Origin of the sequence: Pedobacter zeaxanthinifaciens (genome assembly GCF_003313335.1) — a bacterium.
Lineage (GTDB): Bacteria > Bacteroidota > Bacteroidia > Sphingobacteriales > Sphingobacteriaceae > Pedobacter > Pedobacter zeaxanthinifaciens.
Genome location: NZ_QMHP01000001.1, coordinates 101,001 through 120,142 on the forward strand (window position 1 = coordinate 101,001; position 19,142 = coordinate 120,142).

Consider the following 19,142-nt stretch of genomic DNA (forward strand, 5'->3'; position numbering starts at 1 on the left):
GGTGGATGAAACAAAGTGCTGATATGGTTGTTTTCATTTTCATCTGTTGTAGGCGTTTTGCTTACGATATTAAAACTTTAAAGAAGCTAAACCCTTATAGTTCAAATACATCTTTAATGAAAACAAACACTACTAAATACCGCGTTAAAGCTGGTGAAAAAATCAAGCTAAAAAATTTTGATACCACATATAAAGGACACTTAGAAAAACAGACTGGCAAGGTAGAATTGGCTATAGTAAAAGAAAACCTAGATCAATTTCAAGAAGTTTTTTATGCTGCAAATTCTAATGCCTTGCTAATTATTTTCCAGGCGATGGACGCCGCTGGCAAGGATAGTACCATTGAGCACGTAATGTCTGGCTTGAACCCACAAGGTTGCCAAGTATTTAGCTTTAAAACACCAACTGCTGAAGAATATGACCACGACTTTTTGTGGCGGCATTACAAGGCTTTGCCCGAAAGAGGTAGGATAGGCATACACAACCGCTCACATTATGAGAGTGTGCTAGTTTGTAAAGTGCATCCGGAATATGTGCTGAACGAACGTTTACCTGATTACGATAATCTGGATAAAATAGATCATGGATTTTGGAAAAGGCGATATGAAAGTATCCGTAATTTTGAAAGACATTTGACGGAAAATGGCATTACCGTATTGAAGTTTTTTTTACATGTGTCGAAAGATGAACAGAAGAAACGATTTTTAAAAAGAATTGAAAACCCCGCCAAGAACTGGAAATTTTCATCGAACGATGTAAAAGAACGAGCTTTTTGGGATAAATATATGAATGCCTACGAAGATGCAATAAGTGAAACTTCAACCGATTATGCACCTTGGTATGTGATTCCAGCTGATAAAAAATGGTACGCTAGGTTGGCTGTAAGTCAGGTTATTGCGGAAACATTGGAACAAATGAACTTAAAGTTTCCTGTTTTGAGCGACGATGAAAAGCGCAAGTTGGACGCAACCAAACAAGCACTATTAGCTGAAAAATAGCAAGATTTTACCTTGTTTATTTATTTGGCCATTTGAACTGGCATAGTAAAATAGCCCTGATAGGAGCCGATACCGCCCCGAGTGCAGGGTTGTGCTTGTGGGTTAGGGGCAGTAAAGGCGGATAGCAGGACGGGATTTGCCAAGAGAAACAGAAAATTGCGCTTCAAAGACTTATCAATTGAGAATTAAGCCCGCTATTTTGTAAATGTATTCGTATTTTTGCAGCTTTAAATCCTGATTCTTTTGAAATATCCCAATTTTAAAGACCTTATACTTTTTGAAAACGACGATTATATTGTAGTTAACAAACCGCCTTTTGTGGCTTCGTTGGATGAGCGTGGCGCCGCAGGTGCTGGAGAAATTAACATTTTGCGCCTAGCTAGACAATACACTGAGGACGCTCAAATTTGTCACCGATTGGATAAGGAAACATCTGGGGCTATTGTAATTGCAAAAAATCCGGAGGCCTACAGGAATTTGTCTATCCAATTTGAGAAGAGAAAAGTTAGTAAGATTTATCATGCTATTGTTGATGGGCAGTTTCAGTTTGACAATTTGTTTGTTGACCTGCCAATTTTAAACGAAGGCAACAAAAATGTAACTATTGATAGGCAGGATGGTAAACGAGCTGAAACCTATTTTAATTCTATAGGCTACTTTAAACACTATACTTTGGTTGAGTGCAAGCCAATTACGGGTAGAATGCACCAAATTAGGATACATTTGGCCACGCAACGTGCTGCTATTTGTGGCGATACCATGTATAGAGGGAAGCCGGTATTTTTGTCGAAAATTAAACGTGGCTACCGCTTAACGGATGAAGAAGAGCAGCCTATTATGAAACGTTTTGCGCTACATGCCAAACAAATTACGTTTAAAGGGGTTGATGGAAATGAGATCTTAGTTGAAGCACCCTATCCCAAAGATTTTGCAACGTTGCTTAAACTGCTTGAAAAGTTTGATAAGTAACCTTTAAATACAATTAAGCCTTATGTATATCAAGTTCGTAAATTTTGTTGACCAAATTAACCAATACAGGCAAAGTAAAATTTCGAACAAGAATTTCCTGATCATTGCAGCCATTATTGTAGGCGTTTTATCGGGTTTGGCGGCTTCCTTATTAAAAGGTATTACCCATAAAATTGAGCATTTTTTACAGACGGATTTGCAATGGCAATATAAGTACTATTTGTATTTGCTTTTTCCCGCCATTGGTATTTTGCTTTCGGTAATTTATGTGCGCCGTTTCATAAAAAAAGGCAAATTTGAAACAGGTTTAACACCTCTCCTTTACACCATTTCCAAAAAATCGAGCAAGGTAGAACCTCATAACAGTTATTCGCAGATTATTACTGCCGCTATTACGGTTGGTTTTGGAGGTTCAACCGGGTTGGAAGCACCTATAGCTACTAGCGGTGCTTCAATTGGATCAACCTTGGGCAGGTTTTTAGGCTTAAACTACAGAGAAATTACTTTGTTGTTGGCCTGCGGGGCGGCATCGGGTATTGCTGGTGCGTTTAATAGTCCAATTGCGGGAATTGTATTTGCTATTGAAATTCTTTTGCCCGAATTTACTATTCCAGCCTTTATTCCATTATTGTTATCAACTGCTACTGCAGCCGTTGTGGCACGGCTATTTTATACTGAGCAACTTTTCTTTTTGGTTACAGAAGGTTGGCAAATTAAGGCTTTAGGCTTTTACGTGATTCTTGCCGTGTTGGTAGGTTTGTATTCTATTTATTTTGGAAAGGTAAACAACGGCATTAAGGGTGCGTTTTATAAAATCAAAAATCCCTATCATAAAATTGCACTTGGTGGTTTATTGTTAGGCTTATTGATTTTTCTATTTCCAACGTTATATGGCGAAGGTTATATCACAATCAACAATTTGCTTAAAGGCGATTACAATTCGGTAATCAACAATAGTATTTTTTCGGAGTTTAGCGATATTCCTTTGGTGGTTATTGGGTTTTCTATTGCCACGGTAATGCTTAAATCGGTAGCAACGCTAATTACACTCTCGGCTGGGGGTAATGGGGGTACTTTTGCGCCAAGCTTAATTATTGGTGGTTTATTGGGCTTTATTGTAGCTTATTGCATTAATGTATCTGGCTTGGCACAGGTAAATACGTCTAATTTTATTGTGGCCGGAATGGCGGCTGCTTTAGGCTCGTTAATGCATGCACCCTTAACAGGGATATTTTTAATTGCTGAAATTACAGGTGGATATGTGTTGATGGTGCCTTTAATGATTACTACAGCAATAGCTTATCTGATTAATAGGAGTGTGAGTAAATATTCCATTTATACCAAAGCATTGGCTGAGAGGGGAGAGCTTTCACATCATTCGGATAAAGACACTACGGTGCTTAACATGATGAAATTGAAGCATTTAGTGGAACGAAATTACTTGGTTTTAAGCGAAGATGATTTATTTCAGGATAGTCTATCGGCTGTGCTTAAATCTAAACGTAATGTGATACCTGTAGTAGCTAATGATGGTAAGCTAAAAGGGGTGATTTATATTGAAATGGTGCTTGAGCATATGCTGCAAAGACAAAAAGAGGAATTAAAACTGCAAGATTTGATTCAACATGTGAGCCCTATAGTGGTAAGTGCCGATTTAAAGGCTGTTTTAAAGCAAATGGAACAGGAAAATGTTTGGCTATTGCCCGTTGTTGACCCATACGGCGCTTACATTGGAATGGTTTCCAAAACTTCTATCTTTAATAAATATCGCGACCTGTTAAACCAGCAGGCTGATTATTTGAGCTAAATAGGTAGTTCTACATAAAAAATTGTTCCACCACCTGGATTGTCCTTTAGCCATATTTTGCCATTATGATTTTCAATAATTTGTTTGGAAATGGAAAGGCCAATACCAAAGGGTTGCTCTCCGGCAGTGCCAGGTCGTTTTGCTTCGGTGAACATTTCAAATATCTTCTCCTTATCTTTTTCAGCAATTCCGATACCTTGATCGGCAATTGCAATTCTAACTGCACTACCTAATTTTTCGAGCACTATTTTTATGATGGTACCTTCAGGACTAAACTTGATGGAATTTACAATCAAGTTGTTGAATACTCGCCATATTTTTTCCCTACTGGCCATAATTTCGGCATTGCCGTGACTAACAAATGATACCCGCTGATTTTTATCATTTGCTTTGTAGTTGAGTAGTTCAGTGCATTGTCGCAACAACTGCCTAATGTCTACTTTTTCTTTGTGCAGCACTTCATTTTCAACAGCCAAACCCGAAGTTAGTAATTGATCAATCATCTCTACTGAATTTTCGCCAGAGGTAACGATTAGCTGTAGCATCTCTTTTTCATCATCATTAAAATTCTCCTCCATTAATAATAAGTTGGCAATTACCACCATGCCACTAATTGGATTTTTTAAGTCGTGTGCCATTATCTTCATCATTTTGGCATAGTCCTTATTTTTTTCCTCCAATTTTTTCATTGCTTTTTCCAACTGCCTGCTATATCTTGCCGTTTGTCGTTCGTTCTTTTTAGATTGTTTAGCATTTTTATGTGCTAGCAGGATGATAGGAATGAGCATTACGATAAAAATTCCCGAAAATATCAGGTACATTGTTTTATGCTCATTGAGCTCGGCAAGCAGTTTGAGATCTCGCTTCACCCTTACAGCCTCAAATTTAGAATTGAGGTCCATTTTTGCTAAATCATTACTTGCATTATTTAAGCTATCTGTTTGCTGAATGTACCTTTTAAGAAATTCACTGCCTTCCTTGAACTTATTTTGGGCGAAAAAAAACTCGCTTTTAGCTTTATTAAGGCGTGGTTTTAAATTATAATCATCAGTGTAATATTGGGTAATTAAGCTATCAGCCTTATTTAAAGCAATATTTGCCTTTGGGTAGTTTTTAAAATGGGTATAAACATTTGCCAGCTTAAGGTAAGTGGTGCTTTTACTGCGCTCTTCGCTATATGCATTAATCGCTACAGCTTCCTCCAACTTGGCTAATGCTTCTTCAAACTGTCCTTTTTTTGCCAGCACACCACCTAAATTATCTAAAAACACAATTTTGGATTGATTTAGCTGTGTTTGAGTGATGTTATGGTGGCTTTTTTCCTCGTCTAAATATGATAAGCCTCGTTTGTACAGTAACTGGGCACTATCTAAAACATTTGCTTTTTCGTAATAGTAGCCTGCGCTATTTAATGATGATTGCTTTAAGTATACGATATTATTTGCTCCCCAATTTTTAGACTGATTAAGTACGTTGAATGACTCGAGATAGTATGCTGCCGCTTGCCTATAACGGTGTTGCAAGCCGTAAATTTCAGCTATTTTAGTAGTGTAAGCAGCATAATCAATAGGATTTAAATTCTCGTTAACAAGAGATTTGATAATGAGGTAATATTCTAGCGCTTCACTTTCTCTGTTAAAGCTCAAATATACTTGGCTTTTTAATAATAGCGCATTAATGTAAGCATTCGGAAATTCTTGCTGTGTTTTAGGTTTGCTAAAAAGGCTTAAAGCTGTATCTGCATAACCAATTAGTGCTACTTTATCTTTGGTGGTTAGTCCTCTGTAATAGTAGTAATAACTTAAATTTTCAATGTCATCTTTCTTAATTTCTTTCTTTAATGTATCTAGCATTTTTGAAATTATGTCGCCGTCAACATTGTAAAAAAGGCTATCTAATAGGACGACTTTGTTATGCAAGGTCTGTGCTTCCTGTTCGTTGTTGCTTTTACAACTTGCTAATGTTACCACTAAAATTAAGATTATGGGTAGCATAGCGGTAGCCGATGAAATATTGACAAATATTTCACCGAGAGATTTGAGCGGTGTTTTCAATGGTACAGTTTGTTTGGTTATTCAAAATTATCAAACTTTTTATTTAATACAACTTTTTTGTTTTTATAAGTTATTTGTTTGCTATTGATAGTTAGTTACTTATGTTGCTTGTGTGTTGAGTTTTTATACGTTTGTAGAATAAAAATGAGCGTTTAAATAACTTGAGGTTTTTGAGTTGTTGATAATAAAATTTGTAATTCAACACAAAATATCAAACCTTCGCATCTTTATTATAAATTATGGAAGATTTAAAAGCGCTAAGCCAAGTAGCCGAATTTCATCAAACTTTTAAACATCCTATAGTTGTTGAAGCAGCTATTCCTTCTAAACAACGGAGTAAATTAAGGATAGATCTTATTGCTGAGGAGCTAAAAGAATTACAGGAAGCCGTAGATAATGATGATTTGGTAGAAGTTGCTGATGCACTTTGTGATTTGCAATACGTATTGGCAGGAGCAGTATTGGAGTTTGGTTTAGGCAACAAATTTAAAGCGCTGTTTGATGAGGTGCATCGTTCTAATATGAGTAAAGCCTGTAAAACAGTTGAAGAGGCCGAACAAACTATCGCTTATTACAAACAAAAAGATAATGTTGACGCTTATTATAAAGAAATTGAAGGGCTGTTTTTAGTGTATCGCAAGGGTGATGATAAAACTCTTAAGTCAATTAATTATTCGCCAGCTGATATAAAAGGCTTATTGTAACATTATAACCAAATATTTTATGATTAATATTAGTAGCCACGATGAGTTTGCCGCTTACTTGGGTAAAGAACTAGGCATTTCTCCATGGTATAAAATTGAACAGGAACAAATCAATAAATTTGCTGATGCAACGTTGGATCACCAATGGATTCACACTAACCCTGAAAAAGCAGCAACCGACAGCCCATTTAAAAAAACAATTGCTCATGGCTACCTAACCTTATCTTTGGTACCTTACTTATGGCAACAAATTGCAAAAATTAGCAATTTAAAAATGGAAATTAACTACGGCATTGATGGATTGAAATTTGCCCAAGCAGTAACGGTAGATAGCCAAATAAGATTGAAGGCGAGTTTAAAATCCATTGTGAATTTAAGAGGCGTTACTAAAGCCTGTATTGCAATGGTATTAGAAATTGAAGGAGAAGCTAAACCGGCATTTACTGGCGACGTATTATTTCTCTACCATTTCGATAATTAAAAATATTCAATTAATAACCCGAAATAGCCGATGTCACACTATCGGCTATTTTTTTTATATTTAACCTTGCCAAATAACTTTATGCCGGCTATTTAGCTGATGCTTAACTGTGAAAACTTAATCCATGCTGCTCCGATTTATAACTAGCTTGTTGTGCTTGTTTTGTTTTATTGCTGTTAAAAGCCAAACTCCAGTTACTTTTAATAAGGACAGTTACGAACATATTTTTAAGAATAAAGAGGTTGTAGCTTTAGAAGACAGTACTGGTAAATTAAGTTTTGATGTGATTTCCAGTAAAGCCTATCAAGATAAGTTTGTTCCCAACATCGACTATTATCCAAAAAACTACAACCGTAACGCCGCTTATTGGTACAGGATAAAGGTGAACTTTGAGGATAACTTGGACAAATCCTGCATCATCGAGTTTTTTGATCAGGTAACTGACTATATTGATGCTTACTTTCCCGATACTAATGGGAACTATGTACACGCCAATTCCGGTGCTGATCTGCCATTTAAACAGCGCTTATTTCAACATAAGAATTTTGAATTTTTAATAAAGAACACGCAAAAAGGAGATTATTACTATTATTTTAGGGTAAAATCCAAAGATAAAGTAAATGTAATTATCGTTTTTAGGACAATTGAGCGCTTTATCCAATACGGCTTAACCGAGTATTTAACTTATGGGCTGTTTTATGGAATGATTTTCATTTTCAGCTTTCATAATCTATTAATGTACTTGGCTGTACGTCGCCGCCAGTACCTTTACTATATTTTATACATATTAAGTGTTGGCCTATACGAAGTTTCTATTGATGGCATAGCCTACCAATATTTGTGGCCTCAGCATCCAGTATGGAATGAGTATGCCTACGGTATCGCGTTGTTTTGCATCAGTTCTTTCGCCATGATTTTTACCAAAGAGCTGCTACATGTTAAACAAAAAGCACCAGTATTTTTCAAGTTAATTAATATCACACTGCTTTTGCGTTTAGTGTTTTTCCTAGCTTGTTTATGCTATAATCCGGACTGGTTTAAATTCAAGTTTATTGAGTTTATTCCACTTTCAATTGGTTTTATTACGGGTATTTATATCCTTTGGAAAAAGAAATACCGACCAGCCCGTTTTTTTGTAGTAGGATATTCGTTCTTATTTTTAGGTTTTATCATCAAAATTGTACACATTTTGGGCTATGCTAGGCATATTCCGGGTGCTTTGGGCTATTATAGCTTGAGTTTTGGCTTTCTTTTAGAGATGATTTTCCTATCCTTTGCCATTGGCGACCAAGTCAGGATTTTGAAACGGAAAAAGGAAAATGCACAAAAACAAATTATCAAACAAATGCAGCTTAATGCAGAGATGAAAGATAATTTGAATAAACAATTGGAGGCGAAAGTTGAACAGCGCACTAAAGAAGTTAAGCAGCAGGCAGTAGCTTTAATGGAGCAAAATGAAACTATTGAAAAGCAGAATGACGAGTTGTTACAGAAAAACGAACTATTGCAGCATCAGGCGGAAGAAATTTCGAGAATGAACCTGCTATTGGAGAAAGACAACATCAACCTTAAAACTGATATTGAGAAAGTTACCAATGCCCGAGTTAACGCAACCGAGCTTGATTTTGATGAGTTTAGTCAAAAATATCCCGATAAGGAGTCGTGCTATAAGTTTTTGGCAGAAATTAAATGGGAGCGTGGCTACGCTTGTTTAAAGTGCGGCAATACCAATTATTGCAACGGTAAAGTGCCTTATAACAGGCGCTGTACCAAATGCGCCTACGAAGAATCGGTGCTGCATGCAACAATTTTCGAAAATAACCGAATTCCAATTAATAAGGCCTTTTATTTGGTGTACTTGATGTACCATTCCAAAGGTGCTATTTCATCACACAAGCTATCTGAGAAGCTAGGTATTAGGCAAAGTACCTGCTGGGCTTATGCCGTAAAGGTTAAAAAAGTGATGGACGAAAGAAAAAAGGACTTAAAAGGAACGGGAAAATCTGGCTGGAGCAAGTTAGTGCTTGAAAAAAATAGCTAAAAGAGCATAAAAGTCCATTTTTCGCAAACGTTTTCGTATTTTTTTTCATCTAATTTTTGGTGTGTTCAAAGCGTATCAGCTTTACTAACTATTTGCATTGCATGATGCATTAAATCAGTTAGTTATCACTTTTTGATATTGAGATTTAAGCGTATTAAAATTTAAATAATACCTTAATTATCAGTTAATTACATGTTTTTATTTCTTGCAAATGAGTAGCTAACTGCTCTATATTTACGATGTCAAACTAATTGACATATAACCAATAAAAGCCAAATTAACTGTATGAGTAAAATTCTATCAAAAAGGATTTTGCAGAAGATGATGTTTACACTATTCTGGTGTATCATTCTGCAATTAGATGCTTCGGCGGTTACTTTTAAAGGAAGCAACGCTGTTGCGGCCCCAAGTAAATCTCGTCTAACGTTTTCTAAAACTAAAAAACCATTATTATTCGCCGACATTAAAGGAGTTGTAGTTGACACAAAAGGCTATCCGCTTCCTGGCGTTGGTGTTAAAGTAAAGGGAACAAAAAATGCCATTTCAACTGATGCTGACGGTAAGTTTTCGTTAAAAAATGTAGATCCAGAAGCAGTTTTAGTATTTACCAGTATTGGTTACAAGGAGCAAGAAATTGCTTTGAAAGGCCGCACAAGTTTGCAAGTTACCTTAGAAGAAGATGCAAAAGGCTTAGACGAAATCATTGTTGTTGGATACGGAACGCAGAAAAAAGCTAGCGTAACAGCTGCTATTTCTCAAATTGGTTCTGAAGAAATACTAAAATCTCCAACTCCAAACCCTACTAATAGTTTAATTGGAAGGCTGCCAGGTTTGGTAGCGGTACAAACCAGCGGTCAGCCCGGAGCAGATGCCTCAACAATTAGAATTAGAGGTATTGCTACGTTAAATTCAGCTTCTGCATCGGCTATTGTAGTGGTAGATGGAATTGAGCGACCGAGCTTTGCAGATGTTGATCCTAATGAAATAGAAACCGTATCAATTCTGAAAGATGCAGCTTCTACAGCCATTTATGGTTTAAAAGGTGCAAACGGTGTAATTGTAATCACTACCAAATCAGGAAAAGTTGGAAAACCAAAAGTAACCTACACAGGCAATTATGCAGCACAAACTTATACCGGTTTGGCCGTTGGCTTGCCAGCTTTGGAAAATGCACAATTGTTAAACCGAGCTTACTTAAATGATGGAAAAGCAGCTCCTTTTTCGGCTGATGCCATCCAAAAATTTGCAGATAAATCAGATCCCATTGGCTATCCTGATGTGCAATGGTTTGACTACCTCACCAGAAAATACTACTCACAAACACAGCATAATATCAATATCAACGGTGGTACTAAAATCGCAAAGTATTTTGTATCAGCTGGATATTCTTTTCAAGATGGTATTTTCAAAAAATTTGATTCGCCGTATGGCATCAATACCGTTCCAAACTATAATAGATACAACTTCAGGTCAAATATCGATTTAAGCTTGAGCAAGGATTTAACGGTAGGAATTAAGCTTGGCGGAAGGTTCGCTAACCGTTACCAACCTTCAGGTTTATTGTCATCTTCTGCGTTCTCATATGATACCATAGAAGGGATGATTTCGCGTATTTTACAGGTTCCTGCATATGCCTATCCGGTAACTTTGCCCGATGGTAGAATCACTGCCAATCCGAACATTGGTACTAATATCTGGAATCCATATGCTATTTTAACTAGATATGGTACGCGTAACGATAACATTAATACTATTGAGAGCACTTTTAACCTCGATTATAACCTAGGGTTTGTCACCAAAGGTTTAACTTTCAAAGCTATTTTTGGCTATGATTCTTACTATAACAACGTAGAAAGAAGAAATGCCAATTGGGCTGCCTGGGTTTTTAATCCTGTGACCAGAGAAGCAACGCTTTCTACCGATACAAGGAATAGGGATGAACCTTTAGGTGCAGTTCAGGACGGTGGCGTAACCTCCGGCAGTACCAATATGAATATTCAAACTTCATTTAACTACGGACGTACTTTCGGCAAGCATAATGTTAACGGGATGATACTAGGTAGGAGAGAACTGATTAGAACGGTTGGTGCATCTGCTTTTACTGCACCTCCAAGGGCAGCACAAGGTATTGCGGCAAGGTTTTTTTACGAGTATGATAACAGGTACATCGTAGAAGTTAACGGGACTTACAATGGTTCTGAAAATTTTGCTCCAGGCTTGAGGTACGGACTTTTCCCATCAGTTTCTGCTGGATGGACGTTAACAAACGAACCATTCTTTAAAAAGAACAATATTTTAAGTTATTTCAAACTTAGAGGTAGTTACGGTTTGGTTGGAAACGACAGGATTTCTGACCAAAGGTTCCTTTTCTTGACATCTTACACTGCTAATACCTCAACACCGTTTGGAAATCCACTTTCCATTACCAATTATCCAACGCTATGGATTGCGCCAACTGCTTTGGGTAACGATAAGGTAACTTGGGAAACTGGTTATAAACGCAATGTTGGTTTTGAAGCTAGGTTGTTTAAAGAGCATGTAAAACTAAACGTGGATTTATTTGATGAAAGAAGGAAAAACATCTTAACTGAAACTTTAAGTGGTCCAGATCTTTTTGGTCACCAATATCCTCGACTAAACGTAGGTGAAGTTTACAACAAAGGTTACGAGGTAGAGTTCGATTACCAAGCCACTGTTGGACAATTAACCCTTGGTTTGAACGCTCAAGTTGGTTATGCGAAAAATAGAATTGTAGAAAACGATGAACCTGATGGTTTACCAGACTATCAAGCTAGAAAAGGTAAAAGCGTAGGACAATTTATCGGATACAAAACCGATGGGTTTTACACTTCAGCTGAAGATATTGCCAATTCTCCAAAACAGCAAGGTTTTACGCCTATACCTGGTGATTTGAAGATTAAGGATTTAGACGGCGATGGACTAATTACTACCTTGGATCAAACTGCAATTGGCTATACTAACAACCCAGAATACGTGTATAGCTTTACTCCGAGGTTTTCCTACAAAGGTTTAACCCTTTCGGTAATGTTCCAAGGTGCTGCACACGTAAGTTCAAATGTGATCTTATCTGAGCAAAATAACGGACAGCAAATGTATCCGTTCATGCTAGAATCGTGGACACCTGAAAACGCTGCTACCGCTACTTGGCCTGCACTACACTCTAGAGGTACTGCATCTTTAAACTACGCTTTAAATGATTTCACGTTACAAAATGCAGCCTATTTAAAAATTAGAAATGTGGAATTGGCTTATTCGTTACCAAAATCATGGTCTACAGCGCTAAAGCTTAGTAATATTAGGGTATTTGTTAACGGGCAAAACTTATACACGTGGACTAAATTTAAGATGTATCTAGATCCAGAGAACTTAAATGTTGTGAACCAAACGTTCCCGCTGCAGTCCCTATATCCATCATCCAGAGTTTACAATTTTGGTTTAAACATTAACTTTTAAAATGATGAAAAAATATATCAAACCTATCATAGTTTTTTCCATTATCGTTGGCTTAACTTCTTGTAAAAAGAATTTCTTAGAGCGTACTCCAGGAGTAGCCATCAGCGAAGATGATATCTTTTCTAATCCGGCATTAGCCGCCAGATATGCAGACGATGCTTACAACTATCTAATCAATAAATATGTGAGATTTAACGACCACCGTGGTTGCGTGGCGCAAGCTTCTGATGAGGCCGTGTCTGGTAACTCCGAAGGTACGGTAACCTCATTAAACCGCGGTTTATATCACGAACACGCTACCATGGCCTCCCTAAATGATATTGGTGACATTTGGAAAAGAATGTATATGGGCATTGCGGTAGCTAATAAGATGTTAGCTAATATTTCTAAAGTACCGCCATCACCAAATGCAACGGTTCCTATTTTCGATCCAAAACGTGTGGAAGGCGAGATGAGATTTGTACGTGCTCTATCTTATTTCGAATTAACGAAAAGATTTGGAGGCGTTCCAATCGTAGATAAAGTGTATGGTGTTAATGATGACATTAACCTGCCAAGAAACACTTTTCAAGAGGTAACAAACTTCATTTTAAGTGATTTAGATATTGCGGTTACAAAATTGGGTACCGATGCAGATTATGGAGCTTCAAACTACGGACGCCCAACAATTGGTGCTGCACAGGCATTAAAAGCAAGAGTGTTATTATATGCGGCAAGCCCGTTAAATAACCCATCAAGTGATAAAAATAAATGGAAAGCAGCTGCTGATGCCGCCTTAGTGTTAATGGATGGTCGTTATGCTTTACAGGCTACTTATGAGGATATCCTTAATGTGCCCAATTCTCCAGAGTATATCATGATCAGAATCAAAGGCAATACGCCTTTAGCTGGCGAAATGATGCAGGATTTTTCTATGTCACCAGGCTCAGGTGGTGCGCAAGGTCAAATGAACCCAACGCAAAACCATGTCGATATGTACGAAATGGCCAACGGAAAGCCAATTACTGATCCAACTTCTGGTTACAATCCAGCTAACCCATACGTAGGCAGGGAACCTCGTTTTTATGCCAATATCATTTACAACGATATGCCTTGGCAAGGTCGCAGAATCGAAATGTGGTCGCAAATTACAGGTACTGGAACAGTTTACGGCAAAGATTGGGATCCTAGAAATATTACCTACACGGCCACAAGATACTATTGCAAAAAATACTGGCCAGAAGTATACAGGACTGTTGGCGGCAGCACTACGTTGTTGAACTACATTTATTTCCGTTATGCAGAGGTATTACTAAATTATGCAGAAGCGCAAAACGAATACCTTGCCGCACCAGACGCAAGTGTGTACAATGCTTTGGTAGCCATCCGTCAAAGGGCAGGTATAACTAAAGGAAGCGGTATTTACGGCTACGGTTTAAAAGATAACATGACAACCGCAGAAATGCGTGAAGTAATTAGACACGAACGTGCCATTGAACTTGCTTTTGAAGATCACCGTTGGTATGATATTATGCGTTGGAAAATTGGTGCAACTACCATTGGGGTTCCAATGAAAGGGGTTGATGTGGTAAAAAATGCCAATGGTACTTTTACTTACAACTTCATTACGTTGGGCAATAACTTCCAAAAAACTTGGACCGAAAAGCAGAATCTGTATCCAATTCCTAGAACAGAGATTTTCAAAAGTAAAGGTGTGCTTACCCAAAACCCAGGTTGGGAGTAGCAGTTCATTAAATTTTACGCAAAAGATTTTATTCGATCATGAAATTATCAAAATCAAAATATATAGTTTGCCTTCTGTTTTTATGGATGGCGGTGCTTCAGGCTTATGGGCAAAACCCAGATGAGCAAATAGCTGTAAAAGCAAAAGTTTTGGATCAGGACAATAAGCCGCTTGCCGGAGTGGTAGTAAGTATCCAAGAAGATAAAAAAAATAGAACGGTAAATACCGATGCTAACGGTGATTTTAGTTTAGATGCATCTACTAGTGATGTACTGGTGTTTAAAATGGTAGGTTATGGCACTTTAACAAAGCCAGCTGCCGAAATTAACAATAAGACATTGATGCTTAAAAAGACATTAGTTGACGCAGGTGATGACGACCTAGTTTACATCCCATTCGGTGTACGCAAAAGGAGAGAAGTATCGGCATCAATTAGTACTATCACTGCAGAGCATCTTCCTCAAATTCCTTCATCATCGTTAACTAACGTTTTTACTGGTCGCCTTGCGGGCTTAAACATCTATCCAAGTGGCTCACAACAGCCAGGTTATGATGTTTCCAGCTTTTTAATCAGAGGCCGTTCCTCTTATAATAGCAATCAAGAACCATTAGTTTTAGTTGATGGTATTGAGCGGAGTTTTACTTCGATGGACCTAGGCGAAATTGAAAGTATCAGCGTGTTTAAAGATGCGGCTACCCTTGCTTGGTATGGCATGTACGCTGCAAATGGAGTAATTTATGTAAAAACTAAAAGGGGAAGCGCAACTGCAACTAAAGTAACATTTGATGCGCAGGCTGGCTTACAAGCTCCAATGCGTATCACAAGTCCGCTGGATTCATACACCTACGCAACGTTGTACAACGAAGCGTCAATTAATGGTGGTGGTACCGCGTTTTACGATGCTACAGCGCTTCAAGCATATCAAACTGGTTCCGATCCTATCAAATATCCAAACAATAATTTTGTGAAGGATTTTACCAAAGCCGTGGCGCCAACACAGCGCTATGTAGCAAGTGTTTCTGGTGGTAACGCCTTTATCAAATACTACACTTTGCTAAGTGCCTATCAACAAGGCGGTTTTTACAAGGGTGGATATAATGAAACCTACGATGCAAATACCAATTTTACAAGATATAATCTTCGTACTAATATCGATTTGCATGTCAACAAAAATTTAGATGTTGCTTTAGATATTGGTGGTAGAATCACCAACCTTACTTTCCCTAACCAAGGAACTGCGGCATTCTTAAATGCAGTTTACAGCACACCTGCAAATGCGTTTCCAGTAATTAATCCTGATGGTTCTTATGGTGGTACATCTATTTTTCAAACAAGTAATCCTAAAGCCATGTTAGAGGCTCGTGGAGCAAGTACTGATTTGGTGAGGAATATGATTGCTACTATCAGCGCCCGACAAAAAATGGACGGAATTTTAAAAGGATTATCGGCAGAAGTATTTTATGCCTATGATATTTCTGGAGCTTATCGTTCGGGTTTTCAGCAAACTTACGCTACCTCTGAGTTATTGCCTACAGGCTTGTACGCCACTTACGGCACAGCTAACAAGGTAGATTATTTACCAAATAGCTTTTCAGGAAATGTTCGAAAAAGCGAATTTTGGGCTGGTTTTGATTATGATCGCACTTTTGGTAACCACGATATTAAATTTAGTGCCCGTACATCCAGACAAATTTACGCCACTTTCGGTAACCTTGATATAAGAAGAGAGGGGCTTTCGGGCAGGTTAACTTACGGTTTCAAACAGCGTTACTTTATGGATTTAACTGCAGGCTATTCAGGTTCTGAAAACTTTGCAGTAGGCCGAAGGTTTGGGTTCTTCCCGGCGGTATCGGCAGGCTGGATTGTATCAGACGAAGATTTCATGAAAGGTAGCGCATCATTTCTAGATTTATTGAAAATCAGAGGCTCTTACGGTTTGGTAGGAAATGATGCTATAGGTAGCGCCAGACGTTTTGCATTCAACGATTTCTTTGCAAGAAGCACTACGGGTTACACTTTTGGTACAGGTTACAACGGCGTTGGCGGTTCAGGACAGTTGGCCTTGGCTAATCCTTATTTAACTTGGGAGAAAGCTCGTAAATCAAGCATCGGCTTTGATGCCAAAATGTTCAAACAGTCAGTTGCTATCAGTGCCGATTATTTCCACGAAAACAGAAAAGATTTGGCAACAAGCTCTTTATTGCCAAATATTTTAGGTCAAACTTTAATTTTCGTGAATGAGGGTGAAGCATCTTATAAAGGTTTCGAAGCAGATATTCATTACAACAAAAAGCTAGGAGCAATAAACCTTAATGTTTTTGGAAACTATACTTATCAGGTGAGTAAAATTTTAGCTATTAATGAGGCAGCTAATTTACCTGAATATCAAAAGTCTTTGGGTCGTCCAATTACAAGTGTAATTTCTCCTGCTGCTACTGCTAACTCTAGTGCGGGTTACATCAACAGTATGTTAATTTCCAATGGGATTTTTAAAACGCAAGCTGAAATTGATGCTGCACCTGTTCAATTGTTTTCAAGGAGTGTAAAACCAGGCGACATCAGGTATGTTGACCAAAATGGTGATGGTATAATTAACGATTTGGATAGGGTTAAAACTGATTTTAACTTCGTTCCTAAATCTGTGTTCGGTTTTGGAGCCGGCGTTTCTGTTAAAAATTTCGATTTAAACTTTTTGCTACAGGGTACGTTGGGTAGTTCTATCACCATACAGCAATTGGTTAATGCAGGTAATACTAACAATGGTTTCCTAAATCAATTTAGTGTAGATAGATGGACGCCAGAAAATCCTAATGCGCCTTTCCCTAGGTTATTACTTTCAGATAGGGGTAACAATACGGTAAATTCTGATTTCTGGATTAGATCAGGCGATTTTTTAAGGCTTAAAAATGTGGAGCTTGGTTATACTTTGCCAAGTGCATTAACCAAGAAGTTAAAACTGCAGCAATTGAGATTTTACGTTGGTGGTTTAAACCTACTTACTTGGGATAAGCTAGGCAATTTACCTATTGATCCTGAGTTGCCTGAATCGGGTTACAACTCATCATACCCATACATGAAGATTTATTCCTTCGGTTTAAACTTGAAATTTTAATTATTGAAGAACATGAAAAAAAATATATGTTACGCATTTTTTGTTGCGATGCTGGTTACAACAGGGTGCGAAAAGGATAAATTCTTAAAAGATGGATCATTCAGCGGTACTAATGATATTACCGAAGCTCAGCTATGGGCAAATCCAGACTATGCAAGAAACTTTTTAAACAACGTTTATTCTACACTTTCAGATAGATACGATTTGGGTGATGGTGCTCTGCTGGCTTCGGCTACTGACGAGGCGGTAAACTCTAATTTGAACTCAGGGATAAACACGTTTACCAATGGAACTTGGAATGCGGCAAGAACAGTGGACGATGTTTACACGGCCATGTACACCGGCATAAGAAAAGCAAATATGTTTTTAGAGAAAGCCAATGGCAGTGCAATTATCCCTATTGACGAGGTTTTGCCAGCCAACGTAGCTGCTAATCAAACCTATGATGCTCAAATTCAACGCTTACTAGGGCAGGCTTATTTTTTAAGAGCATTTTTTGAGTTTGAATTACTTAAACGCTATGGCAGTTTTGTAATTGTAACGCGTACTTTAACTGTGAATGATGAGCTGGATTTGCCAAGAAATACTTTTGACGAATGTGTAAAGCAAATTTCCGATGATTGCGAAGCGGCAATTTCACGACTACCACTTTCGCCAACTGAATGGAGAACGGTAGACCGTGGAAGGGCAACGCAAACCGCCGCAATGGCATTAAAAGCCAGATTGTTGTTGTACGCAGCAAGTCCGCAATACAACCCATCAAATGATTTAAGCAAATGGCAGGCAGCTGCAGATGCAGCAAAACGCGTAATGGATACCGGAAAGCATGGCATTTATTCCTCTTATCCTAATATTTGGCTTTGGAATACTGGAGGGGCATTCAACAATGAAACAATTTTTGCTACGGCTACATTAAACACCACGTCAATTGAGCAAAACAATGCACCTATAAGTTACGATGGTGCTAATGGACGCACCAATCCAACGCAGGAGATGGTGGACGCTTTTGAAATGAAAACTACCGGCCGTCCAATTGCAGATGCGGCTTCTGGTTATAGTGCGGCCAATCCGTACACCAATCGTGATCCTAGGTTAGGCTTTTCTATTTTGTTCAACTCTGCTTCAGTTCAACCAGCTGTTGCTGCAAATAATTTTAAGTCTAAACCAGTGGAAACTTTTGTGGGCGGTAAAGACGGTTTGGGCTTAAATGTTAATGCTACAAAAACTGGCTACTATTTAAGAAAATATCTTAGCGAAAGTGCATCTTGGGCGGGTACTACTACCAATATCCGCAGACCATGGATTTTCTTCAGATATGCTGAAGTGCTTCTAAATTATGCAGAAGCATTAAATGAGGCGCAAGGTACGGCAGCATTAACTCAAATCTTGTCTAGTATCAATTCAATACGAGCTAGGTCTGGGGTGGCAATGCCAGCATTACAAACCACCAACCCAACAGGCAATGGTTATGTTGCGCCTACTCAGGCTGAGTTGCGTAAAAGAATTCGCAATGAACGTAGGGTAGAGCTTTGCTTTGAAGAACACCGCTTTTACGATGTGCGCAGATGGAAAGAGGGCGAAACTACCTTTAACGGTCCGGTTACAGGTATGAGAATTACAGCAAATAGTCCAACTACATTTACCTATACCCGATTTACGGTTGACAATCGAGTGTTCTCAGCTAAAAATTACTTGTACCCAATTTCACAAAATGAATTAAACAGAGCACCTAAGTTGGGACAAAATCCAGGTTATTAATGTTAATTTAATTTGTAGAT

Annotated in this window: 11 protein-coding genes; 10 read left to right on the plus strand and 1 reads right to left on the minus strand. The window is 38.1% G+C overall.

The genetic code is table 11. The features are described 5' to 3' along the window. Positions 1-116 precede the first annotated feature (116 nt). The 3 genes from DUT68_RS00445 (at position 117) to DUT68_RS00455 (ending at position 3,774) form a co-directional block, all read left to right on the plus strand. Positions 117-998, plus strand: coding sequence for a polyphosphate kinase 2 family protein (locus DUT68_RS00445; RefSeq protein ID WP_113635434.1), 882 nt, complete (start codon positions 117-119; stop codon positions 996-998). Between the two features lie 243 nt (positions 999-1,241). Further along, positions 1,242-1,967, plus strand: coding sequence for an RluA family pseudouridine synthase (locus DUT68_RS00450; RefSeq protein WP_113634754.1), 726 nt, complete (start codon positions 1,242-1,244; stop codon positions 1,965-1,967). A 22-nt stretch (positions 1,968-1,989) separates the two neighbouring features. After that, entirely contained in the window at positions 1,990-3,774 is a 1,785-nt protein-coding gene (locus tag DUT68_RS00455) for a chloride channel protein (protein WP_113634756.1), read from the plus strand. Here DUT68_RS00455 and DUT68_RS00460 read toward each other — a convergent pair. After that, positions 3,771-5,627 carry a tetratricopeptide repeat-containing sensor histidine kinase gene (locus tag DUT68_RS00460; RefSeq protein WP_198659508.1) on the minus strand — a complete coding sequence of 619 codons (1,857 nt, stop codon included), beginning with the start codon at positions 5,625-5,627 and terminating at the stop codon, positions 3,771-3,773. The genes DUT68_RS00455 and DUT68_RS00460 overlap by 4 nt on opposite strands. 440 nt (positions 5,628-6,067) lie before the next feature. Here DUT68_RS00460 and DUT68_RS00465 point away from each other — a divergent pair, with 440 nt between their 5' ends. The 7 genes from DUT68_RS00465 to DUT68_RS00495 all read left to right on the plus strand — a co-directional run bounded on the left by DUT68_RS00465 (position 6,068) and on the right by DUT68_RS00495 (position 19,122). Beyond that, entirely contained in the window at positions 6,068-6,532 is a 465-nt protein-coding gene (locus tag DUT68_RS00465; RefSeq protein ID WP_113634760.1) for a pyrophosphohydrolase domain-containing protein, read from the plus strand. Between the two features lie 19 nt (positions 6,533-6,551). Then, positions 6,552-7,013, plus strand: coding sequence for a MaoC family dehydratase (locus DUT68_RS00470; RefSeq protein ID WP_113634761.1), 462 nt, complete (start codon positions 6,552-6,554; stop codon positions 7,011-7,013). 124 nt (positions 7,014-7,137) lie between these two features. Beyond that, the gene (locus tag DUT68_RS00475; protein ID WP_113634763.1) at positions 7,138-9,054 is read left to right on the plus strand and encodes a 7TM diverse intracellular signaling domain-containing protein; all 1,917 of its coding nucleotides are present in this window, start codon (positions 7,138-7,140) and stop codon (positions 9,052-9,054) included. A 285-nt stretch (positions 9,055-9,339) separates the two neighbouring features. Next, positions 9,340-12,528 carry a SusC/RagA family TonB-linked outer membrane protein gene (locus DUT68_RS00480; protein ID WP_113634764.1) on the plus strand — a complete coding sequence of 1,063 codons (3,189 nt, stop codon included), beginning with the start codon at positions 9,340-9,342 and terminating at the stop codon, positions 12,526-12,528. A gap of 1 nt (position 12,529) precedes the next feature. Next, positions 12,530-14,251, plus strand: a complete 1,722-nt coding sequence (locus tag DUT68_RS00485; RefSeq protein ID WP_113634766.1) for a RagB/SusD family nutrient uptake outer membrane protein — start codon at positions 12,530-12,532, stop codon at positions 14,249-14,251. Between the two features lie 38 nt (positions 14,252-14,289). Beyond that, positions 14,290-17,364 carry a SusC/RagA family TonB-linked outer membrane protein gene (locus DUT68_RS00490; protein ID WP_113634767.1) on the plus strand — a complete coding sequence of 1,025 codons (3,075 nt, stop codon included), beginning with the start codon at positions 14,290-14,292 and terminating at the stop codon, positions 17,362-17,364. 12 nt (positions 17,365-17,376) lie between these two features. After that, complete coding sequence (locus tag DUT68_RS00495) at positions 17,377-19,122, plus strand: RagB/SusD family nutrient uptake outer membrane protein (protein ID WP_113634769.1); 1,746 nt, start codon at positions 17,377-17,379, stop codon at positions 19,120-19,122. Positions 19,123-19,142: the final 20 nt, after the last annotated feature.

Excerpts from the sequence above, each read along its gene's own strand:
- DUT68_RS00470 (WP_113634761.1), top strand. The coding sequence starts at position 6,552 with ATGATTAATATTAGTAGCCACGATGAGTTTGCCGCTTACTTGGGTAAA.
- DUT68_RS00460 (WP_198659508.1), bottom strand. The coding sequence starts at position 5,627 with ATGCTAGATACATTAAAGAAAGAAATTAAGAAAGATGACATTGAAAAT.
- DUT68_RS00485 (WP_113634766.1), top strand. The coding sequence starts at position 12,530 with ATGATGAAAAAATATATCAAACCTATCATAGTTTTTTCCATTATCGTT.
- DUT68_RS00445 (WP_113635434.1), top strand. The coding sequence starts at position 117 with ATGAAAACAAACACTACTAAATACCGCGTTAAAGCTGGTGAAAAAATC.
- DUT68_RS00495 (WP_113634769.1), top strand. The coding sequence starts at position 17,377 with ATGAAAAAAAATATATGTTACGCATTTTTTGTTGCGATGCTGGTTACA.
- DUT68_RS00480 (WP_113634764.1), top strand. The coding sequence starts at position 9,340 with ATGAGTAAAATTCTATCAAAAAGGATTTTGCAGAAGATGATGTTTACA.
- DUT68_RS00475 (WP_113634763.1), top strand. The coding sequence starts at position 7,138 with ATGCTGCTCCGATTTATAACTAGCTTGTTGTGCTTGTTTTGTTTTATT.
- DUT68_RS00490 (WP_113634767.1), top strand. The coding sequence starts at position 14,290 with ATGAAATTATCAAAATCAAAATATATAGTTTGCCTTCTGTTTTTATGG.
- DUT68_RS00455 (WP_113634756.1), top strand. The coding sequence starts at position 1,990 with ATGTATATCAAGTTCGTAAATTTTGTTGACCAAATTAACCAATACAGG.
- DUT68_RS00465 (WP_113634760.1), top strand. The coding sequence starts at position 6,068 with ATGGAAGATTTAAAAGCGCTAAGCCAAGTAGCCGAATTTCATCAAACT.